Source organism: Streptococcus sp. GMD6S (genome assembly GCF_000297015.1).
In genome coordinates this window covers 1-16572 of the sequence record NZ_AJRH01000017.1, presented here as the reverse complement: position 1 = coordinate 16572, position 16572 = coordinate 1, and the positions used below count along the sequence as shown (strand labels likewise).

17 protein-coding genes and 1 pseudogene are annotated in these 16572 nt (G+C 40.8%); 16 read left to right on the top strand and 2 right to left on the bottom strand.

Features of this window, described 5'->3' with window-relative positions; all coding sequences use genetic code 11:
- The first annotated feature begins 191 nt into the window (after positions 1–191).
- The 3 genes from GMD6S_RS04375 to GMD6S_RS04365 are packed head-to-tail and all read left to right on the top strand — an operon-like array spanning position 192 to position 2023.
- Positions 192–425, top strand: a complete 234-nt coding sequence (locus GMD6S_RS04375) for a DUF1858 domain-containing protein (RefSeq protein WP_000368739.1) — start codon at positions 192–194, stop codon at positions 423–425.
- Positions 425–1759 carry a DUF438 domain-containing protein gene (locus GMD6S_RS04370; protein WP_000752873.1) on the top strand — a complete coding sequence of 445 codons (1335 nt, stop codon included), beginning with the start codon at positions 425–427 and terminating at the stop codon, positions 1757–1759. Before GMD6S_RS04375 ends, GMD6S_RS04370 begins: the two co-directional genes overlap by 1 nt.
- A gap of 9 nt (positions 1760–1768) precedes the next feature.
- Entirely contained in the window at positions 1769–2023 is a 255-nt protein-coding gene (locus GMD6S_RS04365) for a DUF1912 family protein (RefSeq protein WP_000119707.1), read from the top strand.
- Positions 2024–2065: 42 nt separating this feature from the next.
- Here the strand turns inward: GMD6S_RS04365 and GMD6S_RS04360 are convergent, their stop codons facing one another.
- The gene (locus GMD6S_RS04360) at positions 2066–2371 is read right to left on the bottom strand and encodes a DUF898 family protein (protein WP_001058555.1); all 306 of its coding nucleotides are present in this window, start codon (positions 2369–2371) and stop codon (positions 2066–2068) included.
- A 217-nt stretch (positions 2372–2588) separates the two neighbouring features.
- On the opposite strand from GMD6S_RS04360, the gene GMD6S_RS04355 reads away from it, so the two are divergent.
- From GMD6S_RS04355 to GMD6S_RS04335, 5 genes are all read left to right on the top strand, one after another.
- Complete coding sequence (locus tag GMD6S_RS04355) at positions 2589–2984, top strand: helix-hairpin-helix domain-containing protein (protein ID WP_000038702.1); 396 nt, start codon at positions 2589–2591, stop codon at positions 2982–2984.
- 277 nt (positions 2985–3261) lie between these two features.
- Positions 3262–3846 (top strand): GNAT family N-acetyltransferase, encoded by a 585-nt coding sequence (locus GMD6S_RS04350; RefSeq protein ID WP_000582275.1) that lies wholly within the window; start codon positions 3262–3264, stop codon positions 3844–3846.
- Positions 3843–4877: a hypothetical protein gene (locus GMD6S_RS04345; protein ID WP_008283990.1), complete on the top strand. Its 1035-nt coding sequence runs from the start codon at positions 3843–3845 to the stop codon at positions 4875–4877. Before GMD6S_RS04350 ends, GMD6S_RS04345 begins: the two co-directional genes overlap by 4 nt.
- Positions 4870–7521 (top strand): valine--tRNA ligase, encoded by a 2652-nt coding sequence (locus GMD6S_RS04340; RefSeq protein ID WP_000032181.1) that lies wholly within the window; start codon positions 4870–4872, stop codon positions 7519–7521. The genes GMD6S_RS04345 and GMD6S_RS04340 overlap by 8 nt, the downstream gene beginning before the upstream one ends.
- Positions 7522–7594: 73 nt before the next feature.
- Positions 7595–10459 carry a DUF3427 domain-containing protein gene (locus GMD6S_RS04335; RefSeq protein WP_001114049.1) on the top strand — a complete coding sequence of 955 codons (2865 nt, stop codon included), beginning with the start codon at positions 7595–7597 and terminating at the stop codon, positions 10457–10459.
- A gap of 12 nt (positions 10460–10471) precedes the next feature.
- On the opposite strand, the gene GMD6S_RS04330 is transcribed toward GMD6S_RS04335, so the two are convergent.
- On the bottom strand, positions 10472–10864 hold the full coding sequence (locus tag GMD6S_RS04330; RefSeq protein WP_000037666.1) for a (deoxy)nucleoside triphosphate pyrophosphohydrolase: 393 nt from the start codon (positions 10862–10864) through the stop codon (positions 10472–10474).
- A gap of 204 nt (positions 10865–11068) precedes the next feature.
- Here GMD6S_RS04330 and rpoE point away from each other — a divergent pair, with 204 nt between their 5' ends.
- The 8 genes and pseudogenes from rpoE to GMD6S_RS12575 all read left to right on the top strand — a co-directional run.
- Positions 11069–11659, top strand: a complete 591-nt coding sequence (gene rpoE, locus GMD6S_RS04325) for a DNA-directed RNA polymerase subunit delta (RefSeq protein WP_000418415.1) — start codon at positions 11069–11071, stop codon at positions 11657–11659.
- A gap of 316 nt (positions 11660–11975) precedes the next feature.
- A complete protein-coding gene (locus GMD6S_RS04320) occupies positions 11976–13583 on the top strand; it encodes a CTP synthase (RefSeq protein WP_000105262.1) in 1608 nt (535 codons plus the stop codon).
- A gap of 96 nt (positions 13584–13679) precedes the next feature.
- A complete protein-coding gene (locus GMD6S_RS04315) occupies positions 13680–13979 on the top strand; it encodes a DUF4651 domain-containing protein (RefSeq protein ID WP_001013969.1) in 300 nt (99 codons plus the stop codon).
- Entirely contained in the window at positions 13976–14293 is a 318-nt protein-coding gene (locus GMD6S_RS04310; protein ID WP_000586541.1) for a thioredoxin family protein, read from the top strand. Before GMD6S_RS04315 ends, GMD6S_RS04310 begins: the two co-directional genes overlap by 4 nt.
- Positions 14294–14308: 15 nt before the next feature.
- The gene (ytpR, locus tag GMD6S_RS04305) at positions 14309–14935 is read left to right on the top strand and encodes a YtpR family tRNA-binding protein (protein WP_000578270.1); all 627 of its coding nucleotides are present in this window, start codon (positions 14309–14311) and stop codon (positions 14933–14935) included.
- A 41-nt stretch (positions 14936–14976) separates the two neighbouring features.
- A complete protein-coding gene (locus tag GMD6S_RS04300; RefSeq protein ID WP_001107742.1) occupies positions 14977–15738 on the top strand; it encodes an SDR family NAD(P)-dependent oxidoreductase in 762 nt (253 codons plus the stop codon).
- A 77-nt stretch (positions 15739–15815) separates the two neighbouring features.
- Positions 15816–16211: a single-stranded DNA-binding protein gene (locus GMD6S_RS04295; protein WP_000282436.1), complete on the top strand. Its 396-nt coding sequence runs from the start codon at positions 15816–15818 to the stop codon at positions 16209–16211.
- A gap of 284 nt (positions 16212–16495) precedes the next feature.
- Positions 16496–16572, top strand: a pseudogene (locus GMD6S_RS12575) (co-chaperone GroES); the annotation flags it as partial.

Genomic DNA, 16572 nt, shown 5'->3' with positions numbered 1-16572 from the left:
AGCAGTAAAATCATTTTATACTCTTCGAAAATCTCTTCAAACCACGTCAGCTTCACCTTGCCGTAGGTATGGTTACTGACTTCGTCAGTTCTATCCACAACCTCAAAACACTGTTTTGAGCAACCTGCGGCTAGCTTCCTAGTTTGCTTTTTGATTTTCATTGAGTATTAGAACATACAATGGAGGTCGTCATGGACAATATCATCGATGTATCAATTCCCGTTGCAGAAGTGGTGGACAAGCATCCAGAAGTCTTGGAAATCCTAGTGGAGCTGGGTTTTAAACCACTTGCTAATCCCTTGATGCGCAACACAGTCGGTCGCAAAGTATCGCTGAAGCAGGGTTCTAAACTTGAAGGAACTCCTATGGACAAGATTGTCCGCACACTGGAAGCGAATGGTTACGAAGTGATTGGATTAGACTAATGGCAGATGAACGGATTCATATCCTACGGGATATTTTGTTAGAATTGCACAACGGCGCCTCTCCCGAGTCAGTTCAGGAGCGTTTTGATGCGACTTTTACGGGTGTTTCAGCCATTGAGATTTCCCTCATGGAGCACGAGCTGATGAACTCAGACTCAGGTGTCACCTTTGAAGATGTCATGGAACTCTGCGATGTCCATGCCAATCTTTTTAAAAATGCTGTTAAGGGCGTCGAAGTAGAGGATACTGAACACCCTGGCCACCCAGTTCGCGTCTTCAAGGATGAAAATCTGGCTCTCCGTGCAGCTTTGATTCGCATTCGGAGACTGTTGGATACCTATGAGTCTATGGAAGATGAGGAAATGCTGGCAGAGATGCGCAAGGGCTTGGTCCGTCAAATGGGGCTGTTGGGGCAATTTAACATCCATTATCAGCGCAAGGAAGAGCTCTTTTTTCCCATCATGGAGCGCTATGGTCACGATTCACCTCCTAAAGTCATGTGGGGGGTGGATGACCAGATTAGAGAACTCTTTCAGACAGCTCTAGCGACGGCTAAGGAACTACCAGAAGTGGCGATTTCCACTGTAAAGGAGGCCTTTGAAGCTTTTGCGACAGAGTTTGAAAGTATGATTTTCAAGGAAGAGTCCATCCTTCTCATGATTCTTCTTGAGTCCTTCACCCAGGATGACTGGATTCAGATTGCGGAGGAGAGCGATGCCTACGGCTATGCCATCATCCGTCCGTCTGAAAAATGGGTGCCAGAACGACAGAGTTTCGTTGAGGAAAAGAGTGCAGAGGAGCCCGTGCAGCTGGACACGGCTGAAGGTCAAGTTCAGCAAGTTATCGATACACCAGAAGGCCAGTTCACCATTACCTTTACCCCTAAGGAAAAGGAAGCAGTGCTGGACCGTCATAGTCAACAGGCTTTTGGCAATGGTTATCTCTCCGTCGAGCAGGCCAATCTCATCCTCAATCACCTCACTATGGAGATCACTTTTGTCAATAAAGACGATATTTTTCAGTATTACAATGACAATACGCCAGCTGATGAGATGATTTTCAAACGGACGCCGTCCCAAGTCGGGCGCAATGTAGAACTCTGCCATCCGCCCAAATATCTAGAAAAGGTGAAGGCCGTTATGCAAGGTCTTCGTGAAGGGGTCAAGGACAAGTATGAAATGTGGTTCAAGTCAGATTCGCGAGGCAAGTTTGTCCACATTACCTATGCTGCGGTACACGATGAAAACGGGGAATTCCAAGGCGTGTTGGAGTATGTTCAGGATATCCAGCCCTACCGAGAGATTGATACGGACTTCTTCCGTGGATTAGAATAAGGAGAATCAATGAGTTACGAACAAGAATTTATGAAGGAATTTGAAGCCTGGGTCAATACCCAGATCATGATCAACGACATGGCGCACAAGGAAAGTCAAAAAGTCTACGAAGAAGACCAAGACGAGCGTGCCAAAGATGCCATGATTCGCTACGAAAGTCGCTTGGATGCTTATCAGTTCTTGCTTGGTAAGTTTGAAAATTTCAAGGCGGGCAAGGGATTTCATGATCTGCCAGAGGGATTGTTTGGCGAACGGAATTACTAATCATTGCAAATCAAAAAGTGCGTATGAACGCACTTTTTCTATTTATACGTGATGCGTGTGTTTGGTAATCCATTGTTCCATTTTGATATGCAACCAGAATGAATAGATGCCCAAGGTGATGATGGTGAGCAAGAACCACTTGATCCAGTTCCCGAATAATTGAGAACCAGTTCCGTCAAAATAAAGGCGACGTCCATCGATGACAGTATGCTTAACCTTCCAGTTTTGCATCATGCAAACTGCCCAAGGCGTAGCGATTCCAACAGTAAAGCCCATGATAAGCATGGCTAGGATAGCATGTCCAACGTAGCTCAAAAGACCGCCGTCAAAGTAACTTTCGTTATTCATATCGTTCTCCTTATCAGCTTTTTACGTGAATCAGTCTTGCACATTACTGCATATTTTATCAAGAAGTCGAATCATTGTCAAATTAGATTGAAAGAGAAAACGGCTAGATTTTTAAGGGGAATCTTATTTCCTTTCTTGATTTTTTCCAAAAATCTTGATAGAATATCTTTATTAAATCCTTGTCAGAGCAGGGATTTTTTATTGAAAGGATTTTATCATGTCAAAGAAACTCCAACGTAAAAAACAATTGCGAAATAGCCTTCGTCGCTCAGGTGCATTTTCAAGTACGGTGACCAAAGTTGTCGAAGAGACCAAGAAAGTTGTGAAACATGCAGAAAAATCTGCCAGCCAAGCAGGAAAAGTTGTCTCTAAAAAAGTGGAACAAGCAGTAGAAGCGACTAAAGAGCAAGCTCAAAAAGTAGCCAATTCAGTAGAAGATTTCGCAGCTACTTTGGGTGGCCTCTCAGTAGATCGTGCTAAGACTTTCTATGATGAAGGCATCAAGTCGGCTGCTGACTTTAAAAACTGGACTGAAAAAGAACTCCTTGCCTTGAAAGGAATCGGTCCAGCTACCATTAAGAAATTAAAAGAACACGGCATCAGTTTCAAGTAATTTTTCTTGTCCCTTGCATTTCCGTCAAAAACTTGCTACAATAAAGCCATTAGAGGTGTTTTGAATCCCACATTTTACAGAAAGTGGCGGTGCTGAGAAGTCCACAAATGTGTCAAAACTGGTTGCTGATGGATAAAAAATGAAATAATATTGTCTTTTTGTTTTAAAGACGAGAGTTGCGGGCATCTGCCCGAAATTGGGTGGTACCGCGGATTAGTACATTCGTCCCTGTCATGAATATGGCAGGGGCATTTTTTATGGGAAGCGAGGGAGAAAGATGATAATAGCTGAGTTACCAGAACGTTTAGAAACCGAACGGCTAGTCTTACGAGTCCGTACCGTGGCTGATGTTGTGGATATCTTTGACTATGCCAGTAGGCCAGAAGTTTCCTACCCAGCAGGCTTTCCGCCCGTCAAGACCTTGGAAGATGAGATTTATTATCTGGAGCATATTCTGCCCGAGCGCAATGAAAAGGACAATCTCCCAGCTGGTTACGGCATAGTGGTTAAAGGGACCGATACTATCATCGGCTCTGTTGATTTCCCTCGTCGTCACGAGGATGATGTCTTGGAGATTGGCTATATCTTACATCCAGACTATTGGGGTCTAGGTTATGTTCCAGAAGCTGCGAGTACCTTGATTGATTTAGCTTTTAAAGAACCTGGTCTTCACAAGATTGAGCTGACTTGTTTTGGCTACAATGTCCAAAGTCAACGAGTCGCAGAAAAGCTTGGCTTTACCCTTGAAGCTCGTATCCGGGACCGCAAAGATGCCCAAGGAAACCGCTGTGACAGTCTGATATATGGTTTGCTGAGGAGTGAGTGGGAAAAACAATCATTAGATGGGAGGAAGATTAATTGAACTCAATTTATTCATTCCAGCCCAATCGTAGATTTAATTTAAAAGAATTTCTTTCTAAAAGTAAGCTATCCTTGGCTTTTATTTATACTTTTGATGGGATATATTGTGGAATTTTGATATACTTTCTCTACAATAAAAATCTAATTGAATCAATTTTAATAAACTTATATGAATATTTTTCAAAGAATTATAGTATACATGAAAACCAATTTGGTTACTGGCTTAGCGCGATAGTAACATTAGTAATACCATTTATATTATCTGTTATAAAAAGTGTTATATCGATTATAATTTTTAAAAAAATGAATAAAATATATATACCTAAAGGAAAGACGCTTTGGAATGTATATGCTACAATGACATTTACTTCTTTTTTATGTTTTTTTATATATCTTTATTACTTTTTTTCTAGATTTCTCGATTTTTATAATGATTTATTTTTAGATGTTATCATTTTTCTTTTTCTTATAACACTATTTTTATTTTACTGGTGGCAAATTTATAATCTGATTGGATATGGTGCAAAAGATATAAAAGAAGTGATTGCATCATGGCTAACTGTAACAATGAGTATATTATTGTTGACAGTATTTAATCAAGTTGAAAACGAATTAATCAATGCTCTAAGTTGGTTTTTACCAATACTAATTCCAAATCTAATAGGGGAAATAAATTCTCAGTTTGATACAAATAAATATAAGAAAAAACCAAAAAGAACTGATAAAATGGATAGACACCTCTACCGAATTCAAATATACAGTTTTCTTACTTTATTAATGTTGAGTATTATTCCAAAGTTAGTTGAAATTATATGGGGATTGAAGATTAAAGTAGAATTGACCAAAATAATAAATTTGTCAGCTGATTGGACATCTGAATTTCTTGCCTCAACCATAATTGTTTTCTTATGTTTTATATTATCATTAATTATTGGAAGGGGCATGATTTGGTTGTTAAAATATTTCTATTTAGATCCATCAAAAAGATATTATAAATTTGAAAAAAATAAAAGGAGAAAAAATAATGTCTAAAGAACTTTCACCTAAATACAATCCAGCCGAGGTTGAGGCTGGTCGTTACCAGAAATGGCTTGACGAAGATGTTTTCAAGCCTTCAGGCGATCAAAAGGCTAAGCCTTATTCTATCGTGATTCCACCACCAAACGTAACTGGTAAACTCCACCTTGGTCACGCTTGGGACACGACTTTGCAGGATATTATCATCCGTCAAAAACGGATGCAAGGTTTTGACACCCTTTGGCTTCCAGGGATGGACCACGCAGGGATTGCGACTCAGGCTAAGGTTGAGGAACGCTTGCGTGGTGAGGGCATTTCCCGTTACGACCTCGGTCGTGAGAAATTCCTTGACAAAGTCTGGGAATGGAAAGACGAATATGCCACTACCATCAAGGAACAATGGGGCAAGATGGGGCTCTCTGTAGACTACTCTCGCGAGCGTTTCACTCTTGATGAAGGCTTGTCAAAAGCTGTTCGCAAGGTTTTCGTGGACCTTTACAAGAAAGGCTGGATCTACCGCGGTGAGTTTATCATCAACTGGGACCCAGCAGCTCGCACAGCTCTTTCTGATATTGAGGTTATCCACAAGGACGTGGAAGGTGCCTTCTACCACATGAACTACATGCTAGAAGACGGCTCACGCGCCCTTGAAGTGGCGACAACTCGTCCTGAGACCATGTTTGGGGACGTTGCGGTTGCGGTAAATCCAGAAGACCCACGCTACAAGGACTTGATCGGTAAAAATGTTATCCTTCCAATCGCTAATAAATTGATCCCAATCGTTGGGGATGAACACGCAGATCCTGAGTTTGGTACTGGTGTCGTGAAAATCACGCCTGCTCACGATCCAAACGACTTCTTGGTTGGTCAACGTCATAACTTGCCACAAGTTAACGTCATGAACGACGACGGAACCATGAATGACTTGGCCTTCGAATTTGCAGGCATGGACCGTTTTGAAGCTCGTAAGGCAGTCGTTGCTAAGTTGGAAGAAATCGGTGCCCTTGTTAAAATCGAAAAACGTGTCCACAGTGTTGGTCACTCAGAGCGTACAGGTGTTGTGGTTGAACCGCGCTTGTCTACGCAATGGTTCGTTAAGATGGACCAATTGGCGAAAAATGCCATTGCCAACCAAGACACAGAGGACAAGGTAGAATTCTACCCACCTCGTTTCAACGATACCTTCCTCCAATGGATGGAAAATGTCCACGACTGGGTAATCTCTCGTCAGCTCTGGTGGGGTCACCAAATCCCTGCTTGGTACAATGCTGAGGGTGAAATATATGTCGGCGAAGAAGCACCTGAAGGTGACGGATGGACTCAGGACGAAGATGTCTTGGATACGTGGTTCAGTTCTGCCCTTTGGCCATTCTCGACCATGGGCTGGCCTGATGTCGATTTAGAAGACTTTAAACGTTATTATCCAACATCAACTTTGGTGACTGGTTATGATATTATTCCGTTCTGGGTGTCTCGGATGATTTTCCAAGGTTTGGAATTTACTGGCAAGTCGCCATTCAAAAATGCCTTAATTCATGGTCTCATTCGTGATGAGCAAGGACGCAAGATGTCGAAATCTCTCGGTAACGGGATTGATCCAATGGATGTTATTGATAAGTACGGAACAGATAGCCTTCGTTGGTTCCTTTCAAACGGTTCTGCCCCAGGACAAGACGTGCGCTTCTCTTACGAGAAAATGGATGCTTCATGGAACTTCATTAACAAGATCTGGAACATCTCTCGCTACATCCTCATGAACAATGAAGGCTTGACCCTTGAGCAAGCAACTGCCAATGTCGAAAAAGTTACCAACAAGGAAGCTGGAAACGTCACAGACCGCTGGATTCTCCACAACCTCAATGAAACGATCGGCAAGGTCACTGAAAACTTTGACAAGTTTGAATTTGGTGTGGCTGGCCATATCCTCTACAACTTCATCTGGGACGAGTTTGCGGACTGGTATGTTGAGTTGACCAAGGAAGTCCTTTATAGCGATAACGAAGAAGAGAAAGTCATCACACGTTCTGTTCTCCTTTATACTTTGGACAAGATCCTTCGACTCCTTCACCCAATCATGCCATTTGTGACAGAGGAAATCTTTGGACAAATCTCTGAAGGCTCTATCGTTACAGCGGAATACCCAACTGTTAATCCAGCCTTTGAAGACCTTGCTGCCCACACTGGTGTAGAAAGTCTCAAAGACTTGATCCGTGCCGTTCGGAATGCGCGTGCGGAAGTAAACGTAGCACCAAGCAAGCCAATCACCATCCTTGTGAAGACTAGCGATAGTGATTTGGAAGCCTTCTTTAACAGCAATGTCAACTACATCAAACGCTTCACAAATCCAGAACACTTGGAAATCGCATCAAACATCCCTGCACCTGAACTCGCCATGTCAAGTGTCATCACAGGAGCAGAAATCTCCCTGCCACTGGCAGACCTCCTCAATGTCGAAGAAGAACTCGCTCGTCTCGACAAGGAACTCGCTAAATGGCAAAAAGAACTGGATATGGTCGGTAAGAAACTCTCTAACGAACGCTTCGTAGCCAACGCCAAACCAGAAGTCGTCCAAAAAGAACGCGACAAACAAGCCGACTACCAAGCGAAATACGATGCGACAGTCGCACGTATTGATGAGATGAAGAAGTTGGTGAAATAAACACAGAAACACGGTGATGAACCGTGTTTTTTGGTATAATGAAAATATTAAAACAATAGAAAAGAGAAGGTCTATGCCAGAAGGCGTCACTTTATTTCAAGATACCTTGATCAAATCTTTAAAGTTTGGATTTATTGATAATATTAAATTTCAAGAAGGGGGATACTCTCCTCAAATTTTAATTAATGACCCAGAGTCCAAGCGATATGTATTGAAGGATATTCAAGAAGAATTATCAAAATGCCAAGCCTTTTATATTTCGGTAGCATTTATTACCCAATCAGGAATTGCTCTGATAAAATCCCAATTATCAGATTTAATGGATAAAGGAATAAAAGGTAAAATTCTTATATCTCCTTATCTTGATTTTAATGATCCGGTTGCCATGCAAGAATTACTCAAGTTGAAAAATGTTGAAGTTCGACTTACTCCAGAGAGTCTGCAGATGCACGCTAAGTTTTATCTTTTTGAACATCAGGGGAAACAGGTTCTTATTTCTGGAAGTTCAAATTTAACTCATAATGCATTGAAAATCAATTACGAGTGGAATATTAAGTTGACATCAACTTACAATGGAGAGTTAATTCAAGCTACTAAAAAAGAGTTTGAAAAAATTTGGGAAAAGTCGGATGTTTTAACTATAGAAAAGATTGATTCTTACGCTAGAAAGCGTCAGAAAACAATTCGAGTGGACCAGATTCGAGAAGAGGAAATAGCAGAATATCAGGTTACAAGTATTGAACCTAATAAGATGCAAAATGAAGCACTGAAAGGTCTGCAGGCTATTCGCGATTCAGGGAAAAAGAAAGCTTTAGTTATCAGTGCTACAGGGACAGGAAAAACATATTTATCAGCTTTTGATGTTCAACAATTTGAGCCGAAAAGAATGCTCTTTATCGTTCATAGGGAGCAAATTCTTCAAAAGTCTTTAAAGGATTTTCAAAAGGTTTTACAGTTCCCGGAATCAGAAGGTTTGATTTATCATTCTGGTGCTGATTTGACAAATAAGAAATACATTTTTGCTACGATTCAAACTTTGTCACGTGATTATCATTTGAATCTATTTTCAGAAGATTATTTTGACTATATTTTAATTGATGAGGTTCATAAAGCTGGAGCTGATTCATACAAAAAAGTGATGGCACATTTTCATCCTGAGTTCTTTTTAGGAATGACTGCAACTCCCGAACGAACTGATGGGCAAAATATTTATGAACTGTTTGATTATAATATCGCCTATGAAATTCGTCTGCAGGATGCGCTTGATAATGATATGCTTTGCCCATTTATTTATTTTGGGGTAAAGGATATTGAGATAGATGGACATCTAATCGATGAGAAGACAAATATATCAAACTTAACATCTAATGAACGAGTTAAACATATTCTGCAAAAAATTGATTTTTATGGAGTAAGTGGTGAAAAAGTAAAAGGATTGATATTCTGTTCCTCTAAACAGGAAGCGCATGAACTCGCCTCAAAATTGAATCAGAATGGGAAAGTTTGTAGGGCTCTAACAGGCGATGATAATATTGAAACACGAAATGAAGTCGTTTCTCAACTTGAAAAAGGAGAACTAGACTACATTTTGACAGTGGATATTTTTAATGAAGGTATTGATATTCCTTCTGTCAACCAGGTAGTCATGTTAAGAAATACTCAGTCTAGTATTGTTTTTGTTCAACAACTAGGGCGTGGTCTTCGTAAACATGAGAGTAAAGAATACGTCACGATCATTGATTTTATTGGTAATTATAAAAATAACTATTTGATTCCAATTGCTTTATTTGGAGACAAATCAATGAATAAAGATAATTACCGAAGAGAGCTAAGAGAACCCAATATTTTAAATGGCCTAACTACTATTAATTTTGAAGAAGTTGCTAAAGAACAAATCTTTAAGTCTATTACTAATACAAATCTTTCCAATCGAGCTATCCTAAAAGAGGCCTATATGGAAACAAAGAACCGCTTGGGACGTACTCCGAATCTCAGTGATTTTTTGGAACTAGATAGTCTAGATCCCTATGTTTTCTTTGATACTTTTAATCATTATGGAGAGGTTATTGCTTCCTTTGAAAAAGAGGATCGGTTTATTAAAATTCCTGAATTAAATGGTTTTCTAACTTTCCTCTGCAAAGAACTATCCAATGGTAAACGAAAAGAAGAACTCTATCTTTTAAAAATATTACTAGAAAAAGGAAAGATTTCTCGATCTGAATTTAAACAAATCTTAACAATGAAGCAATTAGGATCCTCCGAACAGTTATTTAAATCTATCGAAAACTGTTTAGACTATAACTTTTTCGTTAAAAGAGATCAAGAAAAGTATGGTTTGTCAGCCTTAAGCATTGAAGATGACACTTATCAACTAGCAACAGATTTCACTCAATTTCTTACAGAGGAATACAAAAAATTTATCTTAGACATCATTCAGACTGGTCTAGAGCGCTCTCAAAAATATCCGCAGGAACCATTGACAATAGGTGAAAAATACTCTCGAAAAGATGCTGTGAGACTTCTTAACTGGGACAAGGATGAGAGTTCTACTGTATATGGATACAAGGTCAAACATGGAACGTGTCCTATCTTTGTAACTTATCATAAGGATGACGATATTACAGAAACAACCCAGTATCAAGATGGATTCTTATCCAACAAAGTCTTTCATTGGTATTCTCGGAGCAATCGAAGCTTTAAGTCTAAAGAAGTTGCTGATATTATGCAATCTAATCAAACCGGTTTGGCTCTTCATCTCTTCGTAAAAAAAGAAGACGGTGAGGGAAGTGATTTCTATTATCTAGGGCCAGTTAGTTATTTGGAAGATAGTGCTACTGAAACTAGGATGCAGGATGGAAAAACTCCTGTAGTTACAATGAATTTTGAATTAGCCAATGAGGTTTCTTCCGCACTTTATGATTATTTGACAAAAAAATAAGAGAGTAATCTCTTATTTTTTTGTTAATAATTCTACAGCTGGACGATCTACTGGAGCCCAGTTGAGAGTATCTAGTTCATTGGGAGCTAACCAAGTTGAATTTTGGTGTTCAAGCAACTCTAGTTTTCCTGATATTAGCTTTGCATGATAGGTCTTCATGACAACTGTCCCAAAATTATAATCATATGAAGCTTCATTGATGTAAGAAACAATCTCAATTTCAGAATTTAGTTCTTCTTTAATTTCACGGACTAAAGCTTGTTCAGGAGATTCTCCTACTTCTAATTTCCCACCTGGAAATTCCCAAAAACCTCCTAAACTTTTACCTTCAGGTCTTTGTGCACAGAATATTTTTCCATCTCGTTCTATAGCCGCTGCAACAACATTTATTATTTTTTTTGACATAAGCTACCTCCAAGTAATATTTTAACAAATATTTTTAAATTTACCATGTGTTAAAATCAATTGATTTTTACTTAATAAATCATAGATAAATCTATTTTAACCTTTGACTATTCCGCAAAATTATCGTACAATAAAGAGTACATGATAAAATGAGGTCGGAGTCTGTTCGCTCTGGCGATAGTAGTAAAAATGAGGAGAAACGCTTTGGAATTAGAAGTATTTGCTGGGCAAGAAAAAAGTGAACTATCTATGATTGAGGTAGCGCGCGCTATCTTGGAACTTCGTGGTCGCGATCATGAGATGCATTTTAGCGATCTTGTAAACGAAATTCAAAACTACCTTGGAACATCAAACAGCGATATCCGCGAAGCTTTGCCTTTGTTCTACACAGAGTTGAACTTTGACGGTAGCTTCATCTCTCTTGGGGACAACAAATGGGGTCTTCGTTCATGGTATGGTGTAGACGAAATCGACGAAGAAATCATCGCTCTTGAAGAAAGTGACGACGATGAAGTAGCACCAAAAGCTAAGAAAAAACGTGTCAATGCCTTTATGGATGGCGACTCAGATGCCATTGACTACAACGCAGATGATCCAGAAGACGAAGATGCATACGAAGCAGATCCAGCTCTTTCATATGATGATGAAAATCCAGATGATGAGAAAAATGAAGTGGAAGCTTACGATGCAGAAATCAACGAAATCGCTCCTGATGACTTGGGTGAAGACGTGGATCTTAACGAAGAAGACGACGAGTTTTCTGACGATGACGCTGAAACGAGTGAAGAAGAGTAAAAGACTTCACAGAGGAGATCGTAAGATCTCCTTTTTCGTTCCTTGAGCAGGTCATCAGTTTGGATGCGGATCTTTAATTTGTTTTCTGAAAACAATCTTCTTTTTTCATCTTTTACCAATTCAGGTTGACAAATGTTCTGCTTTAAGGTATCATATTGTTCGGGCACCTCTTTTAGAGGTCGGGGCTCCCTAGTTACTAGGGAGCTATTTTTGTTTTTTCAGGAAGTTTTCTTGAAAAGTCGTTATTCATAAGGGTCTTGTTTTCTATCTCCCCTCGTAGTTAACAAGACCTTGAGCATTTTAGAAAGAGGAATCTATGTCTACGAAATATATTTTTGTAACTGGTGGTGTGGTGTCGTCTATTGGGAAAGGGATTGTGGCAGCAAGTCTGGGGCGTCTCTTGAAAAATCGTGGTCTAAAAGTGACTATTCAGAAGTTTGACCCTTATATCAATATCGATCCGGGAACCATGAGCCCTTACCAGCACGGGGAAGTCTTTGTGACAGATGATGGGGCTGAGACCGATTTGGACTTGGGCCACTATGAACGTTTCATCGATATCAATCTCAACAAATACTCCAACGTGACAACTGGTAAAATCTACAGTGAAGTTCTTCGTAAAGAACGCCGTGGCGAGTACCTTGGGGCAACTGTTCAAGTCATTCCTCATATCACAGATGCTTTGAAAGAAAAAATCAAGCGTGCTGCTGTAACGACTGATTCGGATGTCATTATCACAGAGGTTGGTGGAACCGTTGGGGATATCGAGTCCTTGCCATTCCTAGAGGCTCTTCGTCAGATGAAGGCAGATGTGGGTGCGGATAATGTTATGTATATCCACACAACCTTGCTTCCTTATCTCAAGGCTGCGGGTGAGATGAAGACCAAGCCAACTCAACATTCTGTAAAAGAATTGCGTGGTTTGGGAATCCAGCCAAATATGTTGGTTATTCGTACAGAAAAACCAGCTGGTCAGGGCATTAAAAACAAACTAGCTCAGTTCTGTGACGTGGCTCCAGAAGCTGTTATCGAGTCTTTGGATGTCGAACACCTTTACCAAATTCCATTGAACTTGCAGGCACAAGGTATGGACCAAATTGTCTGTGACCATTTGAAACTAGACGCACCAGCAGCGGATATGACAGAGTGGTCAGCCATGGTGGACAAGGTCATGAACCTGAAAAAACAAGTTAAGATCTCCCTCGTTGGTAAGTATGTGGAGTTGCAAGATGCCTACATCTCTGTGGTTGAAGCTTTGAAACACTCTGGTTATGCCAACGACGCAGAAGTGAAGATTAATTGGATCAATGCCAATGATGTGACAGCAGATAATGTAGCAGAACTCTTGTCTGATGCGGACGGAATCATCGTACCAGGAGGTTTTGGTCAACGTGGTACGGAAGGGAAAATCCAAGCCATCCGATATGCGCGTGAGAATGATGTCCCAATGTTGGGAGTCTGCTTGGGAATGCAGTTGACTTGTATCGAGTTTGCTCGTCACGTTTTGGGTCTTGAAGGTGCCAATTCTGCTGAACTTGCACCAGAAACAAAATACCCTATCATAGATATCATGCGTGATCAGGTTGATGTTGAGGATATGGGTGGCACCCTTCGTTTGGGACTTTATCCGTCTAAGTTAAAACGTGGTTCTAAAGCAGCGGCTGCTTATCACAATCAAGAAGTGGTGCAACGCCGTCACCGTCACCGTTATGAGTTTAACAATGCCTTTCGTGAACAGTTTGAGGCAGCAGGTTTTGTCTTCTCAGGAGTTTCTCCAGACAATCGTTTGGTCGAAATTGTGGAAATTCCTGAGAATAAATTCTTTGTGGCTTGTCAGTATCACCCTGAACTTTCCAGCCGTCCAAACCGTCCAGAGGAACTCTACACAGCCTTTGTCACTGCAGCAGTTGAAAATAGTAACTAGTTATCTTCCAATCTCTGAGAGCAATCTCAGAGATTTTTTAAATGCCTTGCTCGTATACGGCTTCCCTATTTGTCCTAGAGGTCTTTTTGTGTTACAATGAATGGTATGAAAGCTAAGAAATTATGGATGACTGGCTTGACTGTGGCTGGTCTAAGTGCCCTTGCTTTAGGGGCTAAAAAAGCAGCAGATAACCACAAACTTATGAAGACTCAAGAAGAGTTGACCGCTATCGTGCGCGAACTTTTCTCAGATATGGGTGAGATTGCGACTCTCTATGTTCAAGTCTACGAAAGTAGTCTAGAGCGACTCGTTGGAGGAGTCATTTTCGAGGATGGTCGTCACTATACCTTTGTCTATGAAAATGAAAATCTGGTCTATGAGGAGGAAGTCTTATGATTATTCCCAATAGTATAGAAGAACTAGCAAGTTTTGTCGAACAAGATGGCAAGAAGGTCTTCCTTTTTGTGGCAGACTGGTGTGGCGATTGTCGTTATATCTATCCATCCTTGCCAGAGATTGAGGAGACCAATCCAGAGTTCACATTTATTCGAGTGGACCGAGACCAGTATCTGGATCTGGCCAAACTCTGGGATGTGTACGGTATTCCTAGTCTTGTTGTGCTAGAAAAGGACAAGGAAATCGGTCGTTTTGTTAATCGTGACCGTAAAAGCAAGCAACAAATTAACGACTTTTTAGCAGGACTGAAATAGGAGAAAAAGGAAACAATGATTTTTACATATAATAAAGAGCATGTTGGCGATGTCCTTATGATCATCGTGAAAAATAGTGGCGATGCCAAGTTGGACGTGGAGCGCAAAGGCAAAGTAGCCCGTGTTTTCCTCAAAGATAATGGGGAAACAGTAGCTTGGAATATTTTCGAAGTTTCAAGTTTCTTTGAAATTGCAGAGCGTGGTCAAGTCTTTTTGACAGATGAGCAAGTAGAACGTTTGAACCAAGAATTGCAGGCGGAAGGTTTTACAGAAGAGATTGTCAATGACAAGGAACCTAAGTTTGTTGTCGGTGAAATTGTCGAGATGGTAGCCCATCCTGATAGTGACCACCTCAACATCTGTCAAGTGGCCGTCGCAAGTGACAAGACAGTGCAAATCGTGGCAGGAGCACCCAATGCGCGTGTTGGGTTGAAAACCATTGTAGCTCTTCCTGGAGCGATGATGCCCAAAGGCAATCTCATTTTCCCAGGCGAACTTCGTGGTGAAAAGAGTTTTGGCATGATGTGCAGCCCTCGTGAATTGCATTTGCCAAATGCTCCGCAAAAACGTGGGGTTATTGAATTATCAGAAGACCAAGTTGTCGGAACTCCATTTGACCCAGTCAAACACTGGACTGCCTAGGAAATTGTCGGTATTTGATAGATCAGATAGAGGGGGATAAGATGGCGAAAAATGTAGTGATTACAGGAGCGACCTCAGGAATCGGTGAAGCGATTGCGCGTGCTTATCTGGAGCAGGGGGCGAATGTCGTTCTAACAGGGCGACGGACAGACAGACTAGAGACCCTCAAGTCAGAGTTTGCAGAAACGTTTCCAAATCAAACAGTTTGGACTTTTCCTCTGGATGTGACGGATATGACCATGGTCAAGACTGTTTGTTCCGATATTCTAGAAACGATAGGGCAGATTGATATCTTGGTCAATAACGCTGGACTAGCTCTTGGCTTGGCTCCCTATCAAGACTATGAAGAGTTGGATATGCTGACCATGTTAGATACCAATGTCAAGGGGTTGATGGCAGTCACTCGCTGTTTCTTGCCTTCTATGGTAGCAGCCAATCAAGGTCATATTATCAATATGGGATCGACCGCAGGAATCTATGCCTATGCTGGGGCAGCGGTTTACTCAGCCACCAAGGCTGCAGTCAAGACTTTTTCAGATGGACTGCGAATTGATACGATCACAACGGACATCAAGGTGACCACCATTCAACCAGGGATTGTCGAAACAGATTTCTCTACAGTTCGTTTTCATGGTGATAAAGAGCGTGCTGCCACCGTCTATCAGGGAATTGAGGCCTTGCAAGCTCAGGATATTGCAGATACAGTGATCTATGTGACCAGTCAGCCTCGTCGTGTGCAGATTACAGATATGACCATTATGGCCAATCAACAGGCAACAGGTTTCATGGTTCATAAAAAATAAAAAATTTTCTCGAAAAGTTACAAATTTCTGTAACTTTTTTTGATTCCTTGCGAATAGATAAGTAGGAGGAAGAAAATATGTATAATAAAGTTATTCTTATTGGACGTTTAACGTCTACACCAGAATTGCACAAAACCAACAATGACAAGTCAGTAGCGCGTGCAACTATCGCTGTGAACCGTCGTTACAAAGACCAAAACGGGGAACGTGAAGCTGATTTTGTCAATTTGGTTCTTTGGGGGAAATTGGCTGAAACCTTGGCAAGCTACGCAACTAAAGGTAGTCTTATCTCTGTGGATGGAGAACTTCGTACCCGTCGCTTTGAGAAAAATGGCCAGATGAACTACGTGACTGAAGTTCTTGCCACAGGATTCCAACTTTTAGAAAGCCGTGCCCAACGTGCCATGCGTGAAAATAACGCAGGACAGGATTTGGCAGATTTGGTCTTGGAAGAGGAAGAATTGCCATTTTAATACTCTTCGAAAATCTCTTCAAACCACGTCAGCTGGTATAGGTAACTGACTTCGTCAGTCTTATCTACAACCTCAAAACACTGTTTTGAGCAACCTACGGCTAGCTTCTTAGTTTGATCTTGGTATAAACATTGAGAAGTCTGAGTTGGTCTCAGGCTTTTTTATATTGAGAAAGTCAGACTTTTTTCTTGACTATTTCTGACCAAGTGATACAATAGAACTATAATTTAGCACTCAGATATAAAGAGTGCTAATAATATGTATGTCATCATGGAGGAAAGCAAATGTTGAAACCATTAGGAGACCGTGTGGTCTTGAAAATCGAAGAAAAAGAACAAACTGTTGGAGGCTTTGTCCTTGC